General features: G+C 71.3%; 21 protein-coding genes, 1 tRNA gene and 1 pseudogene. 17 read left to right on the top strand and 6 right to left on the bottom strand.

Annotation, left to right across the window (positions count from 1 at the left end; all coding sequences use genetic code 11):
- Window positions 1-11 precede the first annotated feature (11 nt).
- From IPJ59_RS13735 to IPJ59_RS13710, 6 genes are all read left to right on the top strand, one after another.
- The gene (locus IPJ59_RS13735; protein ID WP_293272032.1) at window positions 12-1346 is read left to right on the top strand and encodes an AgmX/PglI C-terminal domain-containing protein; all 1335 of its coding nucleotides are present in this window, start codon (window positions 12-14) and stop codon (window positions 1344-1346) included.
- A 140-nt stretch (window positions 1347-1486) separates the two neighbouring features.
- Complete coding sequence (locus IPJ59_RS13730; protein ID WP_293272030.1) at window positions 1487-2002, top strand: hypothetical protein; 516 nt, start codon at window positions 1487-1489, stop codon at window positions 2000-2002.
- Between the two features lie 193 nt (window positions 2003-2195).
- Window positions 2196-3551: a TonB-dependent receptor gene (locus IPJ59_RS13725; RefSeq protein WP_293263313.1), complete on the top strand. Its 1356-nt coding sequence runs from the start codon at window positions 2196-2198 to the stop codon at window positions 3549-3551.
- 17 nt (window positions 3552-3568) lie between these two features.
- Complete coding sequence (locus tag IPJ59_RS13720) at window positions 3569-4177, top strand: polysaccharide biosynthesis/export family protein (RefSeq protein ID WP_293263315.1); 609 nt, start codon at window positions 3569-3571, stop codon at window positions 4175-4177.
- 4 nt (window positions 4178-4181) lie between these two features.
- Window positions 4182-4814, top strand: coding sequence for an imidazoleglycerol-phosphate dehydratase HisB (gene hisB / locus IPJ59_RS13715; RefSeq protein WP_293263317.1), 633 nt, complete (start codon window positions 4182-4184; stop codon window positions 4812-4814).
- A 17-nt stretch (window positions 4815-4831) separates the two neighbouring features.
- Entirely contained in the window at window positions 4832-5638 is an 807-nt protein-coding gene (locus IPJ59_RS13710; RefSeq protein WP_293272028.1) for an ion transporter, read from the top strand.
- A gap of 5 nt (window positions 5639-5643) precedes the next feature.
- Here the strand turns inward: IPJ59_RS13710 and IPJ59_RS13705 are convergent, their stop codons facing one another.
- Window positions 5644-6174: a hypothetical protein gene (locus IPJ59_RS13705; RefSeq protein ID WP_293263321.1), complete on the bottom strand. Its 531-nt coding sequence runs from the start codon at window positions 6172-6174 to the stop codon at window positions 5644-5646.
- Window positions 6175-6244: 70 nt separating this feature from the next.
- Here IPJ59_RS13705 and IPJ59_RS13700 point away from each other — a divergent pair, with 70 nt between their 5' ends.
- Together IPJ59_RS13700 and IPJ59_RS13695 are read left to right on the top strand one after the other, a co-directional pair.
- A complete protein-coding gene (locus IPJ59_RS13700) occupies window positions 6245-7873 on the top strand; it encodes an acyl-CoA carboxylase subunit beta (protein WP_293263323.1) in 1629 nt (542 codons plus the stop codon).
- On the top strand, window positions 7873-8358 hold the full coding sequence (locus IPJ59_RS13695) for a tetratricopeptide repeat protein (protein ID WP_293263325.1): 486 nt from the start codon (window positions 7873-7875) through the stop codon (window positions 8356-8358). Before IPJ59_RS13700 ends, IPJ59_RS13695 begins: the two co-directional genes overlap by 1 nt.
- An 82-nt stretch (window positions 8359-8440) precedes the next feature.
- Here the strand turns inward: IPJ59_RS13695 and IPJ59_RS13690 are convergent, their stop codons facing one another.
- On the bottom strand, window positions 8441-8935 hold the full coding sequence (locus tag IPJ59_RS13690) for a hypothetical protein (protein ID WP_293272026.1): 495 nt from the start codon (window positions 8933-8935) through the stop codon (window positions 8441-8443).
- Window positions 8936-9070: 135 nt separating this feature from the next.
- On the opposite strand from IPJ59_RS13690, the gene IPJ59_RS13685 reads away from it, so the two are divergent.
- Window positions 9071-9144: transfer RNA gene (locus tag IPJ59_RS13685), tRNA-Arg, on the top strand.
- 125 nt (window positions 9145-9269) lie between these two features.
- Here IPJ59_RS13685 and IPJ59_RS13680 read toward each other — a convergent pair.
- Entirely contained in the window at window positions 9270-10964 is a 1695-nt protein-coding gene (locus tag IPJ59_RS13680) for a glutamine--tRNA ligase/YqeY domain fusion protein (RefSeq protein ID WP_293272024.1), read from the bottom strand.
- Between the two features lie 127 nt (window positions 10965-11091).
- On the opposite strand from IPJ59_RS13680, the gene IPJ59_RS13675 reads away from it, so the two are divergent.
- From IPJ59_RS13675 to IPJ59_RS13665, 3 genes are all read left to right on the top strand, one after another.
- A complete protein-coding gene (locus tag IPJ59_RS13675; RefSeq protein ID WP_293263331.1) occupies window positions 11092-11778 on the top strand; it encodes a hypothetical protein in 687 nt (228 codons plus the stop codon).
- Window positions 11779-11937: 159 nt separating this feature from the next.
- A complete protein-coding gene (locus tag IPJ59_RS13670) occupies window positions 11938-12561 on the top strand; it encodes a hypothetical protein (protein ID WP_293263333.1) in 624 nt (207 codons plus the stop codon).
- Window positions 12562-12644: 83 nt separating this feature from the next.
- A complete protein-coding gene (locus IPJ59_RS13665) occupies window positions 12645-13205 on the top strand; it encodes a hypothetical protein (RefSeq protein WP_293263335.1) in 561 nt (186 codons plus the stop codon).
- Between the two features lie 3 nt (window positions 13206-13208).
- Here the strand turns inward: IPJ59_RS13665 and IPJ59_RS13660 are convergent, their stop codons facing one another.
- Together IPJ59_RS13660 and IPJ59_RS13655 are read right to left on the bottom strand one after the other, a co-directional pair.
- Window positions 13209-13751, bottom strand: a complete 543-nt coding sequence (locus tag IPJ59_RS13660; RefSeq protein WP_293263337.1) for a hypothetical protein — start codon at window positions 13749-13751, stop codon at window positions 13209-13211.
- A 252-nt stretch (window positions 13752-14003) separates the two neighbouring features.
- A pseudogene (locus tag IPJ59_RS13655) lies at window positions 14004-14338 on the bottom strand (redoxin domain-containing protein); the annotation flags it as partial.
- A gap of 146 nt (window positions 14339-14484) precedes the next feature.
- Between IPJ59_RS13655 and IPJ59_RS13650 the strand changes: the two are divergent.
- The 4 genes from IPJ59_RS13650 (at window position 14485) to IPJ59_RS13635 (ending at window position 17179) form a co-directional block, all read left to right on the top strand.
- On the top strand, window positions 14485-15579 hold the full coding sequence (locus IPJ59_RS13650) for a Ca2+-dependent phosphoinositide-specific phospholipase C (protein ID WP_293272020.1): 1095 nt from the start codon (window positions 14485-14487) through the stop codon (window positions 15577-15579).
- A gap of 165 nt (window positions 15580-15744) precedes the next feature.
- Window positions 15745-15954: an FAM210A/B-like domain-containing protein gene (locus IPJ59_RS13645; RefSeq protein ID WP_293272018.1), complete on the top strand. Its 210-nt coding sequence runs from the start codon at window positions 15745-15747 to the stop codon at window positions 15952-15954.
- Between the two features lie 179 nt (window positions 15955-16133).
- The gene (locus IPJ59_RS13640; RefSeq protein WP_293272016.1) at window positions 16134-16697 is read left to right on the top strand and encodes a hypothetical protein; all 564 of its coding nucleotides are present in this window, start codon (window positions 16134-16136) and stop codon (window positions 16695-16697) included.
- A 269-nt stretch (window positions 16698-16966) separates the two neighbouring features.
- Window positions 16967-17179, top strand: coding sequence for a hypothetical protein (locus tag IPJ59_RS13635; protein ID WP_293263347.1), 213 nt, complete (start codon window positions 16967-16969; stop codon window positions 17177-17179).
- A gap of 20 nt (window positions 17180-17199) precedes the next feature.
- Here the strand turns inward: IPJ59_RS13635 and IPJ59_RS13630 are convergent, their stop codons facing one another.
- The gene (locus tag IPJ59_RS13630) at window positions 17200-18690 is read right to left on the bottom strand and encodes a serine/threonine-protein kinase (RefSeq protein WP_293263349.1); all 1491 of its coding nucleotides are present in this window, start codon (window positions 18688-18690) and stop codon (window positions 17200-17202) included.
- Window positions 18691-18814: 124 nt separating this feature from the next.
- On the opposite strand from IPJ59_RS13630, the gene IPJ59_RS13625 reads away from it, so the two are divergent.
- Window positions 18815-20884: a hypothetical protein gene (locus tag IPJ59_RS13625; protein ID WP_293272014.1), complete on the top strand. Its 2070-nt coding sequence runs from the start codon at window positions 18815-18817 to the stop codon at window positions 20882-20884.
- The last annotated feature ends 6 nt before the right edge of the window (window positions 20885-20890 follow it).

Genomic DNA, 20890 nt, shown 5'->3' with positions numbered 1-20890 from the left:
GATCGCGTCCGGTGGCTTCGAAGTTAAAGGTCCTGCGCATCGCCTCCATCACAGACGACCTCGTCTGCGATGAGCTGCATCAGACAGCGCCGGCCTCGGTCAGCGTCGGCCACCGCATCGACAGCGAACTGCTGGTCTTCGGCCCGCAGACGCCGGACCATCACGCGCTCTTCGAATACGGCAAGGACGGCGCCTACACCCTCGTGCTCCCGCCGTGGACCGGCGGCGTGCTGTCGCTGCGAGGGCGGGGCACCAAGGTCGCCGAACTGTGGCGCAAGCAGGCCCGCCGCGATCCGAAGGGCGGCTCGCTGCGCCTGCGCCTCGACCCCACCGCCAAGGGCAAGCTGGTGTTCGGCGAGACGGCGCTGCTGTTTCAGTTCGCCCCGCCCGCCCCGCCGCCGCGCAAGGACCCGTTCCCCGCGGAGTACCGCGCGCGGGTCTTCGCCGGCCTCACGCGCTTCGACCTGGCCACGCTGCTCTCGGGCCTGCTGATCCTCGGCCCCTACTTCATCTGGGCCGCGACCTCGCCGATCGACCCCACCATCGAGCACGAGATCGACGAGCGCTTCCTGCGAGTGATGGGCATCCCGCCGAAGCAGGACGTCCCGAAGCCCGAGGAGAAGGACGACGAGGAGAAGCTGCTCGCCGTCGAGGACGAGGAGAAGAAGAAGGACAAGGAGCCGGAGATCGTCGAGAAGATGATCAATCCCTCCAAGGCCTTCTCCAAGGAGGCGATCGCCAAGGCCCGCGGCGTCGGCGTCGCCCGCGTGCTCGGCACCTACGGCGGCCCCGGCGAGGGCACCGTCTTCGACGTCATCCAGAGCACCGAGAACAACCTCGGTGAGCTGTTCGCCGCCGGCATGACCCGCGTCGTCGATGCCGACGGTAACGAGGTCAGCACCTTCGTCCCCGGCGGCGAGGGCATCAGCGCGCTCGGATCTGCGGTCGGCACCAAGGGCTTCGACGTCTCGGCCGACGGCCCCGAGGTCGCCGGCCTCGACAAGAAGGAGCGCAAGATCTCCCTCAAGAGCAGCGGCGCCGATGTCGATGGCGACGCCGACAAGAAGGCCGTCCAGGCGACCATCCGCAACCGTATGGGCGCCCTCCAGAGCTGCTACGAGAAGGCCCTGCGCGGCAACACCGGGCTCAGCGGAAAGATCGTCTATACCATCACGATCTCGGTGATGGGCACCGTGACCAGTGTTCAGGTCCTCGACGACTCGCTCCAGGACGAAGGCGTCAAGAGCTGCACGGTCGCCAAGATCAAGGGCTGGCGCTTCCCGACCACCCCCGGCGCCGAGGCATCTTCGGACGTCACCTTTTCTGTGGTATTTTCGGGGCAATGACCCCGCCGCCGACCCGGACCCTCGTCGCGTGGAGCCTCGCCGTTGTGCTCGGCGGTTTGCTGGTGTCCGACTCGGCTGGCGCCGCGCCAGCGACCAGTCCCAAGGGACAGGTGGCTCAGAAGCCCCGTACGAGCGCTCCAGTGGCTGTTCTGGCGGCACCGACGGCGAGCAATGCGGGCGAGGCGACCGCCGATGTCAGCCCGGCGAGCCCCGAGTCTGCCCCCGCGATGACGGCCTCGCAGGCTCGCTCGGCGCTCGAGCGCGGCATGACGGAGCTCGGCGAGCTGGCCGGGCGGGCGCGCCAGAGCGGCGACATGCTGCGGATCGCCTGTGTGCAGGACAAGCAAGATCGCGCGGGCGCCGTGATGGAGGTTGCGACGGGCGACATGTTGGTAGTGCAAGACCCGGTGGTCGACGCGCCGACGCGCGCCTTCGCTGGCGAGAAGCTCGCCGAGGCGGCGCAGCAGATGAACGGCCTGGTCGGCCAGGCACGCGCCTGTCAGGGCAAGGAAGAGGCCGCGAGCGGCCAGTCGAGCAACGACGGCACCACGCCGCTCACCAACATGCCGCAAGACCCGACCGGCTCGGGTCCGCCGGCGCAGCGCGGCCTGCCGCCGATCGATCCGCGTCCGCCTGTCGCAAGCCCCGTCCTGTGAGGGGTCACGCACCTCTCGTGCGTCGGACTCTTTCCCGCGGTTTACTCGCTTGCCGGCACAGTTTCGGTAGGCTGTAGGCCCCTTACGTCCCTTGCGCCGGTCCTCGCAGTCCCCCCCTTCACCTCCCACCGGACGTGAAGCGGTGTCTCGGCCCTCCTCCGGGCCCGCGGGATCACGGCCAGGCCGGGGCGGCTTGGTGGTCGCCGTCATCGTCTACCTCGGCTTTGGGCACGCCACGGCGTTCGCGGCCCCCGGGACGCTGTCGACCGCGGGCACTGGCATCCCGCGCACCGAGGACGGCGCCGGCATCAAGCTCGGCCCGCGATCCCTGCTCCACCCCGGCTTCGCCCTGCTCATCGGCGGCGACAACAACGTGTTCTGGAACCGCAAGCAGGACGTCGGCGGCCTGCGTGCCGCGGCGATCGTGATGCCGGTCGCGTGGGTCGGCATCGGCAACCGCGAGGTCCGCGACAACACCCTGCAGAGCCCGCCCGAGGCCAGCGAGCGCAAGCTCGACTACAACCTCCGCGTCACCGCCGGCTACCGCAGCTACCTGGCCGGCGCCGAGGATATCCGCAAGATCCCCCGCTTCAGCGTCGACGTCAACGCCTTCGTCGTGCTCCTCCCGGGCCGTCGCTTCAGCGTCGCCCTCACCGAATTTCTCTCTCGCTTCGGCGACCCTCGCAACTACGACGCCGGCGTCGGCTTCAACTACAACCGCATCGACCACCGCGGCTCGCTCGGCCTGGTGTTTCGCCCCGGCGGCGGCCGCCTCAGCCTGTCCGCGGCCTACATCAACGAGCTGCTGTTCTTCCAGGCCCAGGACATCTACAACGGCGACCGCCTCGTCCAGGGCGCGGCGACCGAGGTCAAGTGGCGCATCCTGCCGCGCTCCTCGCTGGTGCTCGGCTACAGCTTCGCCAACAGCTACTACCTCAGCTGCGACGCCGAGGTCGACCCCGACTGCAACGAGGACAACAACGCCCACCGCGTGCAGGGCGGCTTTCGCGGGCAGCTGGGCAAGCGCTTCACTCTCGACGCGCTCGCGGGCTTCGGCGCCGGCATCTACTACGACGACCAGAACGGCCCCAATTTCAAGAACTTCATCGGCACCGCGCGGCTGGCCTACTACCCGACGCTGCGCACCCAGATCTTCGCCCAGCTCGATCGTCAGTTCAGCGACTCGCTGTTCGGCAACTACTTCGTCGACGCCGGCGGCCGCCTCGGCGCGCTGCACGTCTGGCGCTGGCGCATGTTCACCGAGGTCGCGATGTCGGTCTACGCTCGTCGCTACGCCGGCCTGCCGATCCCCGGCACGGAGTCGCGGGTGCAGGCCTACATCAACGCCCCGGGCTTCGTCCGCAAGGACACGATCTTCACCCTCAGCGCCCGCGTCGAGCAGCCCTTCGGCCGCTTCTTCGTGCTCGGCGCCCGCTACGACCTCATCCTCGACAAGACCGACTTCGCCGCCCGCTACCGCGGCGGCTTGCTCGACGCCGGCGGCTTCGCCAAGCACGTCGCCTACCTCGTCGCTGCCATCCGCTTCTAATACAATCTCCCGTCGTCATGCCTCGCCCCGTCCACCGCCCGCTCATGCCCGGCCTGGGCCTGCTCGGCGCGCTCGCGGCCTGCCACCCCGAGGTCCCGCCGGAGCCGCCGGAGTCGGCCCGCGCGGCCGCCAGCGCCGGCCTCGGGCCTGGTGACGCGCTCGACATCCGCGTGTTCGACGAGGACCGCTTCGGCGGCGAGTTCCAGGTCAGCGACGATGGCACCATCGACTTCCCGATGGTCGGCGGCATCGATGTCCGCGGCAAGACCAAGGACGAGGTCGCCCGCCTGCTCGAGCAGCGGCTCGCCGACGGCTACCTCAAGAACCCGCAGGTCAGCGTGCAGGTCAAGCAGCGGGGCAACCGCGAGGTCAGCGTGCTCGGCCAGGTCAACGAGGCCGGCTCGATCGACTACCGCGACGGCCTCAGCCTCGTGCAGGCCGTGTCGCTGGCCGGCGGGCTCAGTGCCTTCGCCGCGCCGACCCGGGTGAAGGTCACGCGCCGCACCGGACGCGGCGAAGAGACCGTCACCTTCGAGGTCTCGCTCTCGGCGATCTTCAACGGCAAGGCTGAGGACCTGGTCCTTCGGCCAGGTGACATCGTGTTCGTCCCGGAGTCGAGGATCTAGGAGCATGCCCGATACGTCCGTCTCGTCCCCCGTCCTCCGCGAGGCGCACGTCGAGCGTCGCACCCGCGAGACCCAGATCTCCGTGCAGCTCAGCTTGCCCGGCGATCTGCCGCCGCAACCGCCGCAGATCGACACGCCGGTGCCCTTCCTCTCGCACATGCTCACCGCCCTGGCCCGCCACGGCGCGCTCGGCCTGCGCGTCGCGGCCCGCGGCGACACCGAGATCGACGACCACCACACCGTCGAGGATGTCGGCCTCGTGCTCGGCGCGGCGATCGACCAGGCCCTCGGACAGCGCGCCGGCATCGCCCGCTTCGGCCACTGCTCGCTGTGCATGGACGAGACCCTCGTCGACTGCGCGCTCGACCTCGGCGGCCGCCCCTACCTCGTCTTCGAGCTGCCGGCGATCGCCGGACGCCGCGTCGGCGGCTTCGATTGCGACCTCGTCCGCGAGTTCTTCCAGGCCCTGGTCGTGCAGGCGCGCATGAACCTGCACCTGCACCTGCGCGCCGGCGGCAACGCCCATCACGTCATCGAGGCGGCGTTCAAGGGCTTCGCCCGCGCCCTGCGGATGGCCGTCACCCACGACCCCCTGAGCGCCGGGGTGGTCCCCTCGACCAAGGGCAACCTGGTCTAAGTCCCGGTGCCACGGCGATGAGCGACGAGCCACAGCCGGAGCACCACGCCCGCGTCCGCTGGGACCTGGTGCTGGCGGCGCTGGCCTTCGCCAGCCTGGTGCCGGTGCTCTACGTCGAGTTCCTCGAGCTGCACTGGCCCGACCCGCGCTTCCAGTGGGTCGCCGCGATCGACCTCGGCTTCGTGTTGATCTTCGCCGCTGACTTCGCGCTGGGCCTGCGTCGCGCCCCCGATCGCCGGGTCTTCCTGCGCCAGCGCTGGTACGAGCTGCCCGGTCTGGTCCCGCTCTACCTCGAGGCCGTCGCGTTCCTGCGGGTGGCCCAGATCCTGCGGCTGACCCGTCTGCTGCGCCTGCTGCGGACGCTCGGCGCCCTGCGGCGCACGCGAGCCCTGACGATCCTCGACAAGCTGATCCACCGCCACAAGATCCTGCACACCGGCCTCGTGGCGAGCATCGTGGTTGTCGCCCTCGCCACCGCCGTGTGGCTGCTCGAGCGCGGCACCAATCCGAGCCTGTCCGCCTTCGGCGACGCGCTGTGGTGGGCGATCGTCACGACCACCACGGTCGGCTACGGCGACATCACCCCGCAGACCGGCCTCGCCCGCCTCGTCGCCACCGGCCTGATGCTCATGGGCATCGGCCTCATCGCCGTGCTGGCCTCGAGCTTCAGCGCCGCCCTCATCTCCACCGACGCCGATCAGGCACCCGCGCCCGGCCTGGTCGCCGAGCTCGAGCGCCTGGCCGCCCTGCGTGAGCGCGGCCACCTCAACGACGCCGAGTTCACGGCCGCCAAGCGCCGCCTGCTCGGCGACGAGCAGCGGTAATCGACTCAGGACGGACCGCTCGCGCTGGTCTTCGAGGTCGTGCTGCTCGAGCTCTCGCCCTTCTTCTCGAACTTGCCGCCGGCCAGGCAGTCGCCCTTCTCGCCCGCTGCCTCGCAGGCCTTCGCCAGCGCGGCCTTGCAGGCCTCGTCCTTGCTGACCTCGGAGTCGGCCGAGCCGTCGAGCGTGGGGTGCTTGGCGCTGAGGGTGATGTTGGTGTTGTAGCTGGTCCCGGCCCCGGCGTTGGCCGAGCCGCCGGACTTGCTCACCTGGAACTTGCTCTCGTCCTTGCAGCTCGGGCGATCGGCCTCCGGCAGCTTGGCGCAGACATCGGCCCACGCGGCCTCCTCGACCTTGGCCTGGTCGTCGCCGTTGGCCGTGCCCTTGAACTCCTCGGCCTTCTTGCTGACCATGATCTTGCAGCTGTGCTTGGTGACCGACTTGGTCGCGGCCGCGGGGACCTCCTTGGCCCCACCGCAGGCGGCGAGGGCGACGAGGAGCAGCGCAGAGATGTGGGTGAGGGGGGTGCGGAGCGTCATGCGGGCGCGTGTAACACATCGGCGATGGGCGCCCAAGCGGCGCGCGTGAACCTGATATAAACCGGGCGCCATGTCCGAAGACCCGAGCAAGCCTCGCCCCTCCGACGACCCTCGCGCGGCGCTCGAGCGCCGCGAGCAGCTGGCCGACGCGTACGCCGGCCCCGGTCAGCTCGCCGCCGGCGAAAAGGGCCGCATCGCTGCCGAGACCAAGGCCCGCGCCGCCGAGGCCAAGCTGCACGAGGCCGGTCGACGCACCGCTCGCGAGCGCATCGAGCTCCTGCTCGACCCCGGCAGCTTCGTCGAGCAGGGCCAGTTCGTCACCCACCAGTGCCCCGACTTCGACATGCCGGACAAGAAGGTCTACGGCGACGGTGTGGTCACCGGCCATGGCACCGTCGACGGCCGCACGGTCTTCGTGTTCGCCCAGCAGGCCCCCGTGTTCGGTGGCAGCCTCGGCTGGGCCCACGCGCAGAAGATCTGTCAGGTCATGGACATGGCGACCACCGTCGGCGCCCCCGTCGTCGGCCTCAACGACAGCGGCGGCGCGCGCATCCAGGAGGGCGTCGCCTCGCTCGCCGGCTACGCCGAGATCTTCAAGCGCAACGTGCTCGCCTCCGGCGTGGTGCCCCAGCTCTCGCTGATCCTCGGGCCCTGCGCCGGCGGTGCGGTCTACTCGCCCGCGCTCACCGACCTCGTGCTCATGGTCGAGGAGAGCTCGTACATGTTCATCACCGGCCCCGACGTGATCAAGACCGTCACCCACGAGGAGGTCACGAAGGAGGAGCTCGGCGGCGCCGCGACCCACAACGAGAAGAGCGGCGTGGCCCACTTCGCCTGCCCCTCCGAGCCCGCCGCGATCGCCATGACCCGCGAGCTGCTCGGCTTCTTGCCCTCCAACAACATGGAGGAGGCCCCGCGCCGCCCGAGCGCCGACGACCCCACGCGCGCCTGCCCCGAGCTCGCCGACTTCGTCCCCGTCGACGCCGCCAAGCCCTACGACATCCGCACGATCATCACCGCCGTCGCCGACGACGGCCACTTCCTCGAGGTCCAGGAGCACTTCGCCCGCAACATCGTCGTCGGCTTCATCCGCATCGACGGCGAGAGCGTCGGCGTGGTCGCCAACCAGCCGCTCGTGCTCGCCGGTTGCCTCGACATCAACGCCTCGGTGAAGGCCGCCCGCTTCGTCCGCATGTGCGACGCCTTCAACGTCCCCCTGTGGACCCTGGTCGACGTGCCCGGCTTCCTCCCCGGCACCGGCCAGGAGTTCGGCGGCATCATCCGCCACGGCGCCAAGCTGCTCTACGCCTTCGTCGAGGCGACCGTCCCCAAGGTCACCCTCGTCACCCGCAAGGCCTACGGCGGCGCCTACGACGTCATGGCCAGCAAGCACATCCGCGCCGACGTGAACCTCGCCTACCCCACCGCAGAGATCGCGGTGATGGGCGCCGAGGGGGCCGTCAACATCATCTATCGCCGCGAGCTCGCCGAGGCCGCCGACCCCGCGGCCCTGCGCGCCGAGCTGCTCGCCAACTACCGCGGCCTGTTCGCCAACCCCTACAAGGCCGCCGAGCTCGGCTTCATCGACCAGGTCATCGCCCCCGAGCACACCCGCCGCGCCGTCGCCCGCAGCCTCGCCCTGCTGCGCAACAAGCGACAGGAGAACCCGCGCAAGAAGCATGGCAATATCCCGCTGTGATGCTCACGCGGGACCGCCTTCGCTCGCTCGCGCTGGTCGTGCTGATCGCGTCGCCGGTCGCGTTGCCAGCCGCGTCGCTGGTCGCTTGCAAGCCCGGCGGGCCGAACCCGCGGACCCTGCACTACGTGGGCCCGGACCTGGTCGCCTCGCCGCCCGCCGATCACCGCGCCTACGCGGCCTACGTGCAGGCCCAGCTCGCGCTGGCCAGCGAGCCACCGGACCTGCGTCGGGCGCTCGCGCAGATCGTGGACGCGATCGACTACGACCCGCATGACGCGCACCTGTGGACCGTGCGCGGGCAGATCGAATTACAGCTCGGCGAGCCCGAGCAGGCCCGCCGCGCCAGCGAGCGGGCGCTCAGCCTGCGCCCCGACTACCCGCCCGCGCGCGAGCTGGCCGCGAAGCTGCTGCGACCTGCCCTCCCGGACGCCAGCGGCAACGCCGGGGACGCCCGCCACGCCGGCATCTCGCGGCCCACGCCCTGACACATCCCAGGACAGGTCCCGGGACGCGCTGCAGGACGTCGCGGGCGCGTCCGCCAGACGCATCAACGCGTCCGCTGACCTGTCACAAGTAGGTCGCGAGGTAGACGACCAGGCAGTACCACGGCGTGCCCGCGAGGATGATCGCCCGCCGCGTGCGCCGCAGGTCGCGACGCGTGCCGCCGGCCAGCAACGCCGCCACCGACACGCACCACGCCACCGCCGCGACCGCGACCGCGAGGGCGAAGGCGCGGAGGATGAAGGGCGCGAGCGACGGCACGAACATCCCGGCCGCCGCGACGCCGGTGAGCAGCACGGGGATCCACGCGAGCACCAGCGCCGGTGTCGACAGCCAGCGCCGCGACTGATCGCCGGGCTGCCGCAGGTGTGAGAGCACCCAGGTGAGCAGGAACAAGAGTCCGCCGAGCAGCGCCAGGGCCACCCCGCCGAGGGTGATAAAGTCGACGATGCGCTTCAAGATCTCGCGCAGACGGTCGAGGTCGAGGGCCAGGGCCACCGCCGCTGGGATCTGCAGCAGCAAGGTCGTGACGGCGAGTGCAGCGAGGGCGGGCAGGCGCATCACCGGCAGTATACACCGCCACCTTCGGCCCGCTCCCGGCCGTCAACAGCCCGCCGACCCGGCTCCGCGGACTCCTCCCGGGCCGGTGCGGGTCTTGCCAAACGCCCGCGGCCTGGGGTACACACTTCGCCCCACGCGGGTGTAGCTCAGCTGGATAGAGCGTTGGCCTCCGAAGCCAAAGGCCGCAGGTTCGAACCCCGCCACTCGCGCAAACCACCGCAACGTCGCTCATCGCTCACCGCCCAAGTCTTGGCGGTGAGATGATGAGCGACGCTGCCGATTCGGCGTCGCGTGTACCAAGCTGCTCGCTGGCCCGTGAGCGCAGCGCCGCGGCTTACTTGCCCTCTTGCTTCGCCCACGAGTCGCGCAGGCCGATCGTGCGGTTGAAGACCCGCAGTTCGGTGGTTGAGTCGGGGTCGACGCAGAAGTACGCCAGGCGCTCGAACTGCACCCGCGTGCCCGGGACCGCGTCGGCCAGGCTCGGCTCGACGAAGGCGCCGTGCACCACCTCGAGCGCCCGCGGGTTGATGTTGTCCGTGAAGTGCCCGCCCGGGCCCACGTCGCCCGGCGACTCGCTGAGAAACAGGCGGTCGTAGAGGCGCGCCTCGATCGGCAGCGCGTGCGCGGCCGACAGCCAGTGGATCGTCCCCTTCACCTTGCGCCCCGACTGCGGCCCGCCGCTGCGGGTCGCCGGGTCGAGCGTGCAGCGCAGCTCCACCACCTCGCCCGCCGCGTCCTTCACCACCTCGTCGCAGCGCACGATGCCGACGTGCCGCAGCCGGACCTCGGCGCCGGGGCTCAGGCGAAACCAGCCCTTCACCGCGACCTCCTTGAAGTCGTCGTGCTCGATGAACAGCTCGCGCCCCAGCGGCACGCGCCGGGTCCCGCGCGCCGGGTCATCCGCGAAGTAGGGCGCGTCGATCCACTCGACCTGTCCCTCGGGCCAGTTGCTCAGCACCACCCGCAGCGGCCGCAGCACCCCCATCACCCGCCGGCTGGTCGCGTTCAGGTGCTCGCGCACAGCGTGCTCGAGCAGGGTCACGTCGACCACGCTGTTGTGCTTCGACACCCCGACCCGCTCGCACAGGTTGCGCAGCGCCTCCGGCGTGTAGCCGCGCCGGCGCATGCCGCTGAGCGTGGGCATCCGCGGGTCGTCCCAGCCCTTGACCTGCCCGCCCCGCACCAGCTCGAGCAGGCGCCGCTTGCTGAGCATGATGTACGTGAAGTTCAGCTTGGCGAACTCGATCTGCTGCGGGTGACACGGCACGTCCAGCTGGTCGAGGATCCAGTCGTAGAGCGGGCGGTGGTCCTCGAACTCGAGCGTGCACAGCGAGTGCGTGATGCCCTCGATCGCGTCCGAGACGCAGTGGGCGTAGTCGTACATCGGGTAGATGCACCACTTGTCGCCGGTGCGGTGGTGGTGCGCGTGCTTGATGCGGTAGATCGGCGGGTCGCGCATGTTGATGTTGCCGGCCGCCATGTCGATCTTGGCCCGCAGCACGTGCTCCCCGTCGGCGAACTCGCCGGCGCGCATGCGGGCGAACAGGTCCAGGTTCTCGTCCACGCTGCGCCCGCGGTACGGGCTCTCCTTGCCCTTGTGGTGGAAGTCGCCGCGGTACTCCTTGATCTGGTCGGCGCTGAGGCTGCACACGTAGGCCTTGCCGGCCTTGATCAGCGCGACCGCGTAGGCGTAGAGCTGCTCGAAGTAGTCGCTGGCGAAGAACAGGTGCTCGCCCCAGTCGAAGCCCAGCCAGCGCACGTCGGCCTTGATCGCCTCGACGTACTCGAGCTCCTCGGTGGCCGGGTTGGTGTCGTCGAAGCGCAGGTGGCAGCGCCCGGCGAACTCGGCCGCGCTGCCGAAGTTCAGGCACAGCGACTTGGCGTGGCCGACGTGCAGATAGCCGTTGGGCTCGGGCGGGAAGCGGGTGACCACGCGCCCGCCGTTCTTGCCGGCCTGCCGGTCCTCGACGATGCGATCCCGGATGAAGTTCGGCGGCAGGTCGTTCGGGGTCTCGTCGGTGTGGCTCATGGCCGGAGATCCCTACTCCAGCGCCTCACGGGGGTCAATTGCGGCCGCAATGCCCGGCCCGCGGCCACGGATCGCCCGCTCGTCGAAAAATTGCCCGGGCAAGGTCGGCGTGCCAGCGTCGCGTCGCGTGAGTGAGGTCGAGACCACGAAGCAGCACAGCACCCGGCCGCGCAACTGGACCGGCTGGACCGGCTGGACCAGCTGGATCAGCGAGCACGCCTATCTCCTGCTCGCCGCTGGCGCGGCGCTCGTGCTCACCCGCACCGTCGACTTCTCGCCGCCGCCGCTGGTGCGCCTGGACGAGTCGGCCCATGGCGGGGTGGTCGGATCGCTGCCGGTGCAGGAGTTCTCGGACCAGCTGCGCAGCCCGCAGGTCGCCCAGATCAAGGCGACCCTGCGCCGCTATGATGACCCCGACCTCAACGTCACCGCTGACAGCCACGAGTTCGACGACCGCGGCGAGCTGCTGTCGCAGCCGGTCGTCACCACCCCGCTCGGCACCGGCGCGGCGATCGAGCAGACGATCCGCCTCGAGCGCGGCAAGCTCGAGCTCGACCTGCAGATCCACGCGACCCCGCGCCTCGGTCGGGCCGCTGGCCCCTCTGGAGGTGCCGAGCCGGTCACCCGCCTCGAGCACCAGATCTCGATCCACAGCCGGCGCGAGGGCTGGTCCGGCCGCGAGCGCCGCGTCCACCTCGACACCAGCGGCACCCTCGACGACGTCGAGGCCCGCGGCCACCGCCTGGTCTTCTCCGTCGATCAGCACCTCTTCAGCCTCGACCTCGAGCTCCATCGTCCGCTCGGCGCGGTATAATCCGCCGCCGCTGACGCGGAGGTCGACATGCTTCAAGGGACAGCTGCGCTCGCGCTGGTGACAGTGATGACCACGCAAGCGGGCGCGACGCAGGTCGCGTCCGGGTCGCCGCTTGCGACGAGCGTTACGCCAGGGCCCGCGCCGATCGAGGCGAGCGCCGTGCCCCTCGCACCGGCGGGCCCGGTCCCACCGCCGGTCGTCGAGCTCGGCCCGACGCCCGGGGCGCTGCGCCCCGAGCCGCCGCCGCACGACGGTCGCGGCCTGCTGATCGCCGCCGGGGTGATGGGCGGCGTCAACATCGGCCTCGTCGCGGCGCGCCTGGCCCTGGGACTCGGCGAGCCGACCGTCGCTGGCGAGCAGGCGCGGCTGATCCTCACTGTCGTGGCCACCCCGATCGACGTCGCCGCCGGCATCGGCCTGGCGGCGGGCGGCGGTCACCTCCGCGGGCGCAGCGACGGCTACCGCAGCGCCTTCGACGGGGTCCCCAAGCTGCGCGCCTCGGCCTTCACTGGCAGCGGCGTCGTCTTGATGGTGATGGGCGCGGTCGGCTGGGCCTCGGCGTGGACGCCCTGGCACGGCGACGCCTCGCTCGAGGCCCGCGGCGGCGGCTCGCTGGTCGTCGAGTCCATCGGCAGCCTGCTGATGATGGGGGGCACCGGCCTGGTCGCGTACGGCGTGTCGTGGAAGCGGCACACGCTGCTGTACAGTCGCAGCCGACCACTCGGCCTGCGCCCGACGCTGGCCCCCGGCTTCGTCGGCCTGGCCCTCGGCGGCCGCTTCTGACGCCTGGCTTGACCCCAACTTGTTGACCCCAACTTGACCTTGGGGGACGACCGGGCGACACCAGGGATCGGAGATCGTTGACGATGCACTACTTCCGGCAGACATGGTTGATCGCGGCCCTCGGGCTCGCGTGCGGCGGCAAGGACGAGGGCACCGCCACGGACGGAAGCGAGACCGGTGCGAGCGCGGCGTCGACGAGCGATGCCAGCGCGGGTAGCACCACGGAGGCGCCGACCACCACCGCCGCGAGCACGAGCGGCGCGAGCAGCAGCGGCGCCGACGCGAGCACCGGCGAGCAGCCGGCCTGCGAGAGCTCGGGCGACGACTGCGGCGTGACCGTATCGGACGAGAGCTCCGACTGTGTCGACCCCCCGCCGGCCAAGGATGAGCTGGTCCTCGAGGTGCTCGGCCCCGGGATCCTGAAGATCACCGAGAAGGGCCGCACCTCGGCCTGCAACATCACGATCGGCAGCGAGGTGATCCTCGGCAGCAACAAGACGCTGATCGTCACCTACGTGATCAACGGCCAGCCCGACCGCGGCTGCACCTGCCCGCACGAGGTTACGTCGACGGTGAGCGGCCTGCAGAGCGGCCTGTGGACCGTACTCGTCGGCTCCTACGAGCAGAAGATCGACGTCCCCTGAGCCTCAGCGCCGGTACGGGTCGTGCGCGGCGGTCAGCAGCGTGGCCTCGAAGCAGCGCAGGTCGTGCATCGTCCGCCGCAGCGCCGTGAACACCCGCTCGGGGTCCGGCGCCGCCGGATACAGCGTCTGCTCCCACGGGTCGGCGCTGCGGTCGAACACCCCGGGCCGCAGCAGCGCGCTGTAGAACGGCGCCACCGACACGCCGAGCGCGTGCAGCACGTGGCGGTCGCGCTCGCCGAGGCGACGAAACAGCAGCAGCCACTCCCACAGGGCCCGCCGCGCGTCGCCGAGGGCGAGGTCGTACTCGTCGCAGCGGGCCCGCCGACCCCACGGCGTCTCGCGCAGCAGCGGCGGCTCGCCGCGCCGTAGCGGGGTCGCCAGCATCAGACGGACCACCCGCGCCTGCGCGGTCAGGTGCGCGAGCGAGGGGCTGAGGTGGGCCGCGCTGCCGGTCGGCGCGTCGTCGCTGAGCGCCTCGATCTCGGCCGCACGGGCGCGGCGGCGGCGATGAACGACGACACAGCGCGCCGCGAACGCGGTCGACATGGCCCCCGAGAGCGTCAGCGTCGCAAGCAACACCTGAGCATGCGCGAGGTCCCGCGCCCGCTCAAGCGCTGCCCCTGTGCGAGCCCGAGCCGCCCACGCCGGTCAGGCCGTGCTGCTCACGCTGATGCTTCCGACCGCCTGCTTGACCTCCTCGTAGTTGGGCTCGACCCCGGGGTTGGGCCCGACCCAACGGTACTGGAGCGTGCCGTTCGGGTCGATCACGAACACCGAGCGCTTGGCCGCGGTGTAGCCGGGCAGGCCCGCGAAGTCGTCGTGCGCCACGCCGTAGGCTCGCACCGCCTCGCGGAGGTAATCCGAGAGCAGCGGGAAGTGAGCTGGTTGCGCTCGGCGAACGCGGCGTTGCTGAAGGGCGCGTCGACGCTGATGCCGAGCACGGTCGCGTTGAGGTCGTTGAGCGCGGCGAGCGAGTCGCGAAACGAGCACAGCTCCTTCTCGCAGACGCCGGTGAAGGCGGCCGGGAAGAACGCGAGGACGACGGTCTTGCCGCGCAGGCTCGCGAGCGAGACGCGCTCGCGCTTGTGATTGGGGAGGTCGAAGTCGGGGGCCTTGTCGCCGATCTGAGGCATGGAGCATGCGTACCCAAGCCTCTCGCGCCCCGCAAGACCTGCGTGCCCGGCGCGGACCCTCCGGCAGCCTCGCCGCGAAATAAATCGTGCGCTCCGCAATCTCGCGGACCCCGGCCCGGAAGCGGCTGTGGCTATCATCGCCGCGAATGCGCTGCTCACCCTTGCTCCTCCTCCTCCTCACCGCGATGGCCTGTGGGTCGCCCCCCACGCACGACAGCGGGCCCAGCGAGGCCGGGTCGAGCGCGGCCGAATCGAGCAGCGGGGCGGGCAGCGGGTCGAGCGGCGGGGCCAGCACCTCCGCGCCGACCACCGGCGCGGCGAGCAGCAGCGGCGACCTGCCGCCCGAGGAGGGCCTGCGGCTCAATCACCTGCAGGCGATGGGTACGCACAATAGCTACCACGTATCGTCCGGCGACGCGGTCAAGGACATCGACTACACGCATTTGCCGCTGCCCGAGCAGCTGGACCACGGCGCGCGGCAGTTCGAGCTGGACCTCAATTTCAAGCAGCCGGGCGACCCGGTCGAGGTCTATCACCTCGCGCTGCTCGACCCGGGGACCACCTGTATGCTGCTCACGGATTGTCTACAGGCGCTGCGCGGCTGGTCGGACGCGCACCCGGGGCATCATCTCCTGTATGTGATGTTTGAGTTCAAGACCACGTACAACGCGGTGATCGGCCCCGAGCTGATGGCCTCGCTCGAGCAGCAGATCACGTCGATATGGCCGCGCGAGCGGATCGTCGCGCCGGACGACGTGCAGGGCGACGCGGCGACGCTGAGCGAGGGGCTCGCCGCGCGCGGCTGGCCGACGATCGACGCCACGCGCGGCAAGATCTTGCTGGTGCTGCACGACGGCGGCAACTGGCGCGCGACGTATGTGAAGGGGGGGCTCGCCGGCCACCTGCTGTTCCCCGACGCGTTCGGCGACCTCTCGCTGCCCTACGCCGCGGTGCACACCCTCAACGATCCGAGCGGCGACGCCGCGAACATCACCGCGGCGCTCGACGCCGGTCACCTCGTCCGCACCCGCGCCGACGCCGACAACATCGAGCCCCTCGCCGGTGACGACACCCGGGCCCTCGCGGCCCTCGCCAGCGGCGCGACCTTCATCAGCACCGACTATCCGCCGCCCAAAGGCGATCTCGATTATGTGTTCGAGATCCCCGGCGGTCAGCCCTCGCGGTGCAACCCTCGCACCGCCCCGGAGGATTGCACGCTGGCGGAGATCGAGGCGCTGTGAGCCGCCGGGGCAGCGAATAGCGCTTGTCGCGGTGGCGCCGGTCTGTCAGCCTGTGGCCCGCATGGCGAGCACAGCGAGCCCTCCCGGTCCCACCCTCTCCGAGCGGATGAAGGGAATGCTCGCCGAGTACGGCGGCGTGGCGCTCAGCCTCTATCTGATCATTTTGTGCTGGTGCTGTCTGGCTTCGCGATTGCGATCTCTCTCGGCGTGGCGACGGACTCGGCTGCCGGCAGCGCCGGCACTCTGGCGGCCGCGTGGGTCGCCACCAAGCTGACCCAGCCGCTGCGGATCCTCGCCACCCTGGCGATCACCCCGTTGGTGGCCGCCGGCCTCAAGCGGCTGCGCCGCGGGCGGCCCGAGCTGCCCCCCGGCTGAGCTCGTCCTCCGGTGACCGGGACGCTTCCGCGCGGACCGTGAATTCGCGGGCTGACGGCCCGATCGCCGGGTGATGTCCAGGTTGCTAGCCGGTTGCATTCGCAGTGTTCACCATGGTGAACATCGCGGGCGCGGAGTTCTTCGCTCCGGCCGCCGGGCTCCCTGTTATGGTCGATCCGATGGACCTCGCGTTGCCGACGGCTGTGTTGTGGCTCGCGCTGGGGAGCACCGCGGACCCGGTGGTGGCCGGGGAGGCGGCGACCGAGGAGCCCGCGCTGGCGACCTCCGAGGTGGTGCGGGTGAAGCGTGACTTCGGCAAGCCGCACTTCGATTTGGTGATCGACGCGTGGACCGACGCCGCGGCGGCGCGCCTGCACCGGGCCCAATTATGGTGGTCCAATACCAGCGAGGCGGACCGGCGCAAGCCGCTCGGCGCGTTGATCGAGCGCATGGTCAAGCTGCAATATCGGCGGCTCTCGAGCACCAGCCTCACGGTCGCGGTCGCCGGAGACGGCAAGGAATTCACCTTCACCGTCGAGCTCGCCAGCGACGGTCGAGTGCACGCATATGTGGCGATCGACACCGACGGTGGGCGCCACATCCCGCGCTGTCGCACGGACGGCGTCCGGCTGCTCGCGCGTCGGGTGCTCGGCATGCCGGTCGGTATCGCCAGCATCGCCGTTACTTGCACGGACGCCGGCGGCGCGGTCCACAGCGGCCAGGTCCGCCACCGCGAGGTGTGAGCGCCCGGGGTCTCAGTCGGCGTGCGCGCGCTGGAAGGCGGCCCGCTGTTGATGGATTGCGAGGTAGGTTGCGAGCTTGGGCGCCAAGGCGGGGCTCTACCTCGGCTCGATCGCCTGGGGGCTGGCAGGCCAACGCCAACGGGACCGCGGCCGTCCTGAACCCGAACCCGATCCGCCTGGTCAGCCGCGGGGCGCCCTCCGGGGCCTTCCGGGCAGCGGCGGCGCAGTGGAACCAGATCGGCGTCAATGGCAACCAGAACCTGGTCAATGTGCCCACCAACGCCGCGCCGGTCGCCGATCGGGCGCTGGCCGACATGACCGACCAGGAGGTGCAGGCCGCCATTGACGCCATCGACGCGCAGATCGCCCAGGCGGCGACGGTCGCGGGCGGCCGGCGTCAGCTCAAGCTCGAGAAGCAGGCGCTGTTGGCCGAGAAGACCCGGCGCGGCATGTTCTTCGGGATGGACCTCAATCTCGCGTGATGCGCTGCGACCCGGGCTGACTATGCGCCGTGCTTCGCCGGGCCCGGGGGTTTGGCTGCTCTGGCGCTCAGGTGCCAGTCCGCGAGGGCGAGCAAGATCGGGAGGTCGAGCGACAGCGTCGCGGCGATCGCTAACGACGCGGGGTACAGGATGATCGCCGCGACGCCGAGCGGAGGCACCATCGCGGCGACAGGCAAGAGCCGGGTGTGCGGGGTGACGAAGCTGGCCAGGGCGCAGATGCCGACGCCGCAGATCATCACGTCGCGCAGGACGACGCTCTCGATCGCCTCGCCGCCGCGGGCGCCCGCGAGGCGGCTGGCGAAGACGAAGCCGCCGGTGGTGATGAACATCAGGAGGCGCCCACGGTGCGCGGGGTTGCGGAGGATCGACTTGCGAAAATAGAAGCTCACGAGGCCCAGGAGGCCGAAGGCGAGGATTGCCGGCGGGAGCAGGTTGGCGCCGACGGAGGGGGCGGTGCCGTCGTCGGTCCAATCGTAGTAGAGCATCCAGGCGAACATGGCGCCGACGAGGAGCGCTGCGACGATCAGCCGCTCGCGGGCGTGGCTGGTGGGATCGGGCCGGCGCTCGAGCGCGTCGCACAGCGCCGCGACCGAGGGCCAGCGGGCGGCGGGATCGACCGCGAGCCCGCGCACGAGCAGCTCGCGCAGCCACGGGGGCGCCCGCGCGGGGTCGCGGGGCGGCGAGCGCTCGCCGCTGGTGATCGCCAGCATCAACGATGGCAGGGTGTCGCCATGGAAGGGGCGCTCGCCGTGGACGGCCTCCCACAGGGCGACGCACAACGAGAACTGATCGGAGCGAGCGTCCGCCGGGCGACGGTCCCACTGCTCGGGAGCCATGTACGCGGGCGTCCCGGGGACGGCGCCGACGCGCGTCAGCGAGGGCAGCGCGGCGGCTCCGTCCGGGCTCGCAGAGGACCCCTCGCGCACGCTGCCGGCGCTGCGCGCGAGGCCGAAGTCCATCACTCGCACGCGCGTGCCGGGGCCGACCATGATGTTCTCCGGTTTGAGGTCGCGGTGGACCAGGCCGGCCTCGTGGGCCGCCGCGAGTCCGTGCCCGGCGGCGACGAACAGCTCCACGACCTCGCGCCAGCTGCGAGGGCGCTCGCGCAGCCAGCGGCCCAGGGTCACGCCCTGCACGAATTCCATGGCGACGAAGACCTCGTCGCCGAAGGTCCCGACGTCGTGGACGGCGACGACGTTGGGGTGGGCGAGGCGGGCCATCGCCCTGGCCTCGCGGAGCAGGCGAGCGCGGGCGTCGGGGTCGTCCTCGCCGGGCTTGACGAGCTTGACGGCGACCTTGCGGTCGAGCTCGGGATCGAAGGCGCTGTACACGACGCCCATCGCGCCGGCGCCGAGCATCTCGATGATGACATAGCGGCCGAGCAGGGCCCCGCGCGCGAGGGTGAGGTGGGGCGCCGCCGGGGCGTCGGTGCTCCACGCGGAGGTGGTCGCGGGCAGGGTCGGGGCGGTGATATCGAGGTCGGCGGCCAATGGTCTGGGCCGGATGTTACGCCAGATCGAGCGGCCCCGTCGTCGACCCACCAAAAGCTCGCCAAGCAAAGCCTTGAGCTGCCGAGGGTTCGTCGCGGTCGGCGGTCGTGTACAGTCCCGCGCCGTGGGCAACGAGAGCTTCTTCATCAGCTGTGCGTCGCGCGAGGTGGCGGAGGGCTTCGCCCGCAGGACGCGGCCGTGGGGCGCGGCGCCGCGGCTGGATTCGGGCAAGTACATCATTCCGTCGTGGTGGCTCGCGGCGTTCGCACCCGAGGATTGCGTGGTCATGCCCGGTGAGACCGGGGCGCCGGCGTTCACGGTGTGCATCGCTGCGTCGGGGGACTGCGTCGCTCGCCTCGAGCGTCGCCGGGTGGCGACGCTCGACGCGTTCGGGGCCCATCTCGGCGATCTCTACGACGCGTGGGTCCGACTGGTCGCCGAGCGCTTCCCTGCCACGATCCTCCTGCACACCGAGGAGACCTTCTGGATGATGCCCTTCGCCCACGCCGACGCCGTGCTGCGGCGTACCCTCGCGGCGTACGCAGAGGCCGAGCTCGGGCATGGGGTCGACCCGGGGGCGCTCGCGGGCTTCGGCGGCGTGGGCGACGGTGAGGCCGACCTCGATCGGCCGTACATGTTCGTGGGCTGGGGCGAAGGCTGGCCGCCGAAAGCTCCACGTCCGCCGCGGTGGGAGGATTCATCGATCACCGAGATCTGCGCTCGCCTTACGGAGCGCGTCGGCGAGTCGCTGCGTCAGCGCTGGGTCGACGTGCTCCCGGATCTGGCGCTGGAGATCCTGTGGGCGGCGGGCGAGCACGATCAGGTATATGCATTGATCCGTATGCGAGGATTTCACCGGCGGGCGGAGACCCTCGCCTGGTATGCCGGCATCGATCCGGTGGGCGAGCGGGCGCACGCGGTGGCCCGCGAGGCGCTGTCGCTGTCGTCGGTCAATCTTGCGACTCTGGCGACGGTCCCGCTGGGCGAGCCCGGGCTGGCCCGGGCGGCCCGGCGCGCGGCGAAGCGGGAGCCCGAGAAATTGCTGCTCTCGCTGCGGCTCGCCCGGCGGGCCCCGAGCGAGCGGGAGGTGGCGCATCTGGGGGGCGAGGCCTGGGCGCTGGTGTGGGCGCTGACGGCGGTCCTGGCGGCCGAGGAGGGGCGCCGCGCGGACGCCGAGGCTGCGCTGGCGATCGCGTTCGCGGACGAACCGGGGCCGCCGGCGGCGCTCCTGTGCGCATTTCGGGTGTTCCTGCGCTGCGGCGGGTGGGTGGAGTCGATCCGCCCGGATGTAGCGAACGAGCGGGCGAAGTTCGCGGCCGTGCTCGAGGCCCGCCGCGATGGCGACGCGGCGCTGGGGCGGCTGATCGATCGCTTCGCGGAGGCCCTGAATTGGGTCACTGCAATTTGTCTCGGCCAGGACCTCGAGCGCGAGGCCGGGGGCCCCGAGGCGGAGGCGCGCCTGGCCGAATGCTACGCCGAGGGGCTCATCACGGAGTGGGAGCTGGAATACGCGCTCGCGCGTATGCGGCTGTCGCCGCGCGAGGCCGGCAAGGCGGCGATCGTCGAGCGGCTGGCGAGCGTGCTCCCGCGGGTGCACGAGCTCGCCGCGGCCGTCATCAGGGCCTGCGATCCAGCCGTGGGCGACGAGGCGCAGGTGGCGGAGCTCCGGGCTGCGCTGGCGCAGGAGGTGGCGGTGGCGGTCGCGGAAGGCAAGCCATCGCGGAAGCGGTTGGGGAACGTCCGGCGGGCGAGCCGGGCGCTCACGGAGCTCGGCGATGCCGCGACGGTGCGCACCGCCGTCGTGAGCCTCGAGCAGGCCTGGGGACCCGCGGAGCGCTGGGGTCGGGCGGCCAGTGGCGGCGCCCGGGTCGTCGACTGGACGATCGAGATCCTCGCCAGCGCGGCCGGCCGGAGCGAGGACGCGGCCCAGTTGCTCGCGGCCGAGGCTTCGGAGCTCACCCGCGCCTGCGTGGTCGCGGGGCTCGCCCGCGACGGACACGGCGAGGCGGCCCGGCTCGGGCTGGCGCGTCTGGTGGCCGATCCGGTGGCGCCGGAGGCCCTCCCGGTGCTGGTGGCGGGCGCCGTGCGGCTCGCACCGGGGTGGGCTGAGCGCCTCCGGGTCGCGGCCACGCAGGCGGCCGCGGCCTTGCCGGTCACGCGGGAGGACATCGTCGCATGGCTGCGCGCTCGCTGACGGCGC

The organism is Nannocystis sp., assembly GCF_016714285.1.
Lineage (GTDB): Bacteria > Myxococcota_A > Polyangia > Nannocystales > Nannocystaceae > Nannocystis.
The sequence above is the reverse complement of the archived record's forward strand: the minus strand, read 5'-3'. Positions and strand labels throughout refer to the sequence as shown.

Excerpts from the sequence above, each read along its gene's own strand:
- IPJ59_RS13720 (WP_293263315.1), top strand. The coding sequence starts at position 3,569 with ATGCCTCGCCCCGTCCACCGCCCGCTCATGCCCGGCCTGGGCCTGCTC.
- hisB (WP_293263317.1), top strand. The coding sequence starts at position 4,182 with ATGCCCGATACGTCCGTCTCGTCCCCCGTCCTCCGCGAGGCGCACGTC.
- IPJ59_RS13710 (WP_293272028.1), top strand. The coding sequence starts at position 4,832 with ATGAGCGACGAGCCACAGCCGGAGCACCACGCCCGCGTCCGCTGGGAC.
- IPJ59_RS13705 (WP_293263321.1), bottom strand. The coding sequence starts at position 6,174 with ATGACGCTCCGCACCCCCCTCACCCACATCTCTGCGCTGCTCCTCGTC.
- IPJ59_RS13700 (WP_293263323.1), top strand. The coding sequence starts at position 6,245 with ATGTCCGAAGACCCGAGCAAGCCTCGCCCCTCCGACGACCCTCGCGCG.
- IPJ59_RS13695 (WP_293263325.1), top strand. The coding sequence starts at position 7,873 with ATGCTCACGCGGGACCGCCTTCGCTCGCTCGCGCTGGTCGTGCTGATC.
- IPJ59_RS13690 (WP_293272026.1), bottom strand. The coding sequence starts at position 8,935 with ATGCGCCTGCCCGCCCTCGCTGCACTCGCCGTCACGACCTTGCTGCTG.
- IPJ59_RS13680 (WP_293272024.1), bottom strand. The coding sequence starts at position 10,964 with ATGAGCCACACCGACGAGACCCCGAACGACCTGCCGCCGAACTTCATC.
- IPJ59_RS13665 (WP_293263335.1), top strand. The coding sequence starts at position 12,645 with ATGCACTACTTCCGGCAGACATGGTTGATCGCGGCCCTCGGGCTCGCG.
- IPJ59_RS13660 (WP_293263337.1), bottom strand. The coding sequence starts at position 13,751 with ATGTCGACCGCGTTCGCGGCGCGCTGTGTCGTCGTTCATCGCCGCCGC.
- IPJ59_RS13650 (WP_293272020.1), top strand. The coding sequence starts at position 14,485 with ATGCGCTGCTCACCCTTGCTCCTCCTCCTCCTCACCGCGATGGCCTGT.
- IPJ59_RS13640 (WP_293272016.1), top strand. The coding sequence starts at position 16,134 with ATGGACCTCGCGTTGCCGACGGCTGTGTTGTGGCTCGCGCTGGGGAGC.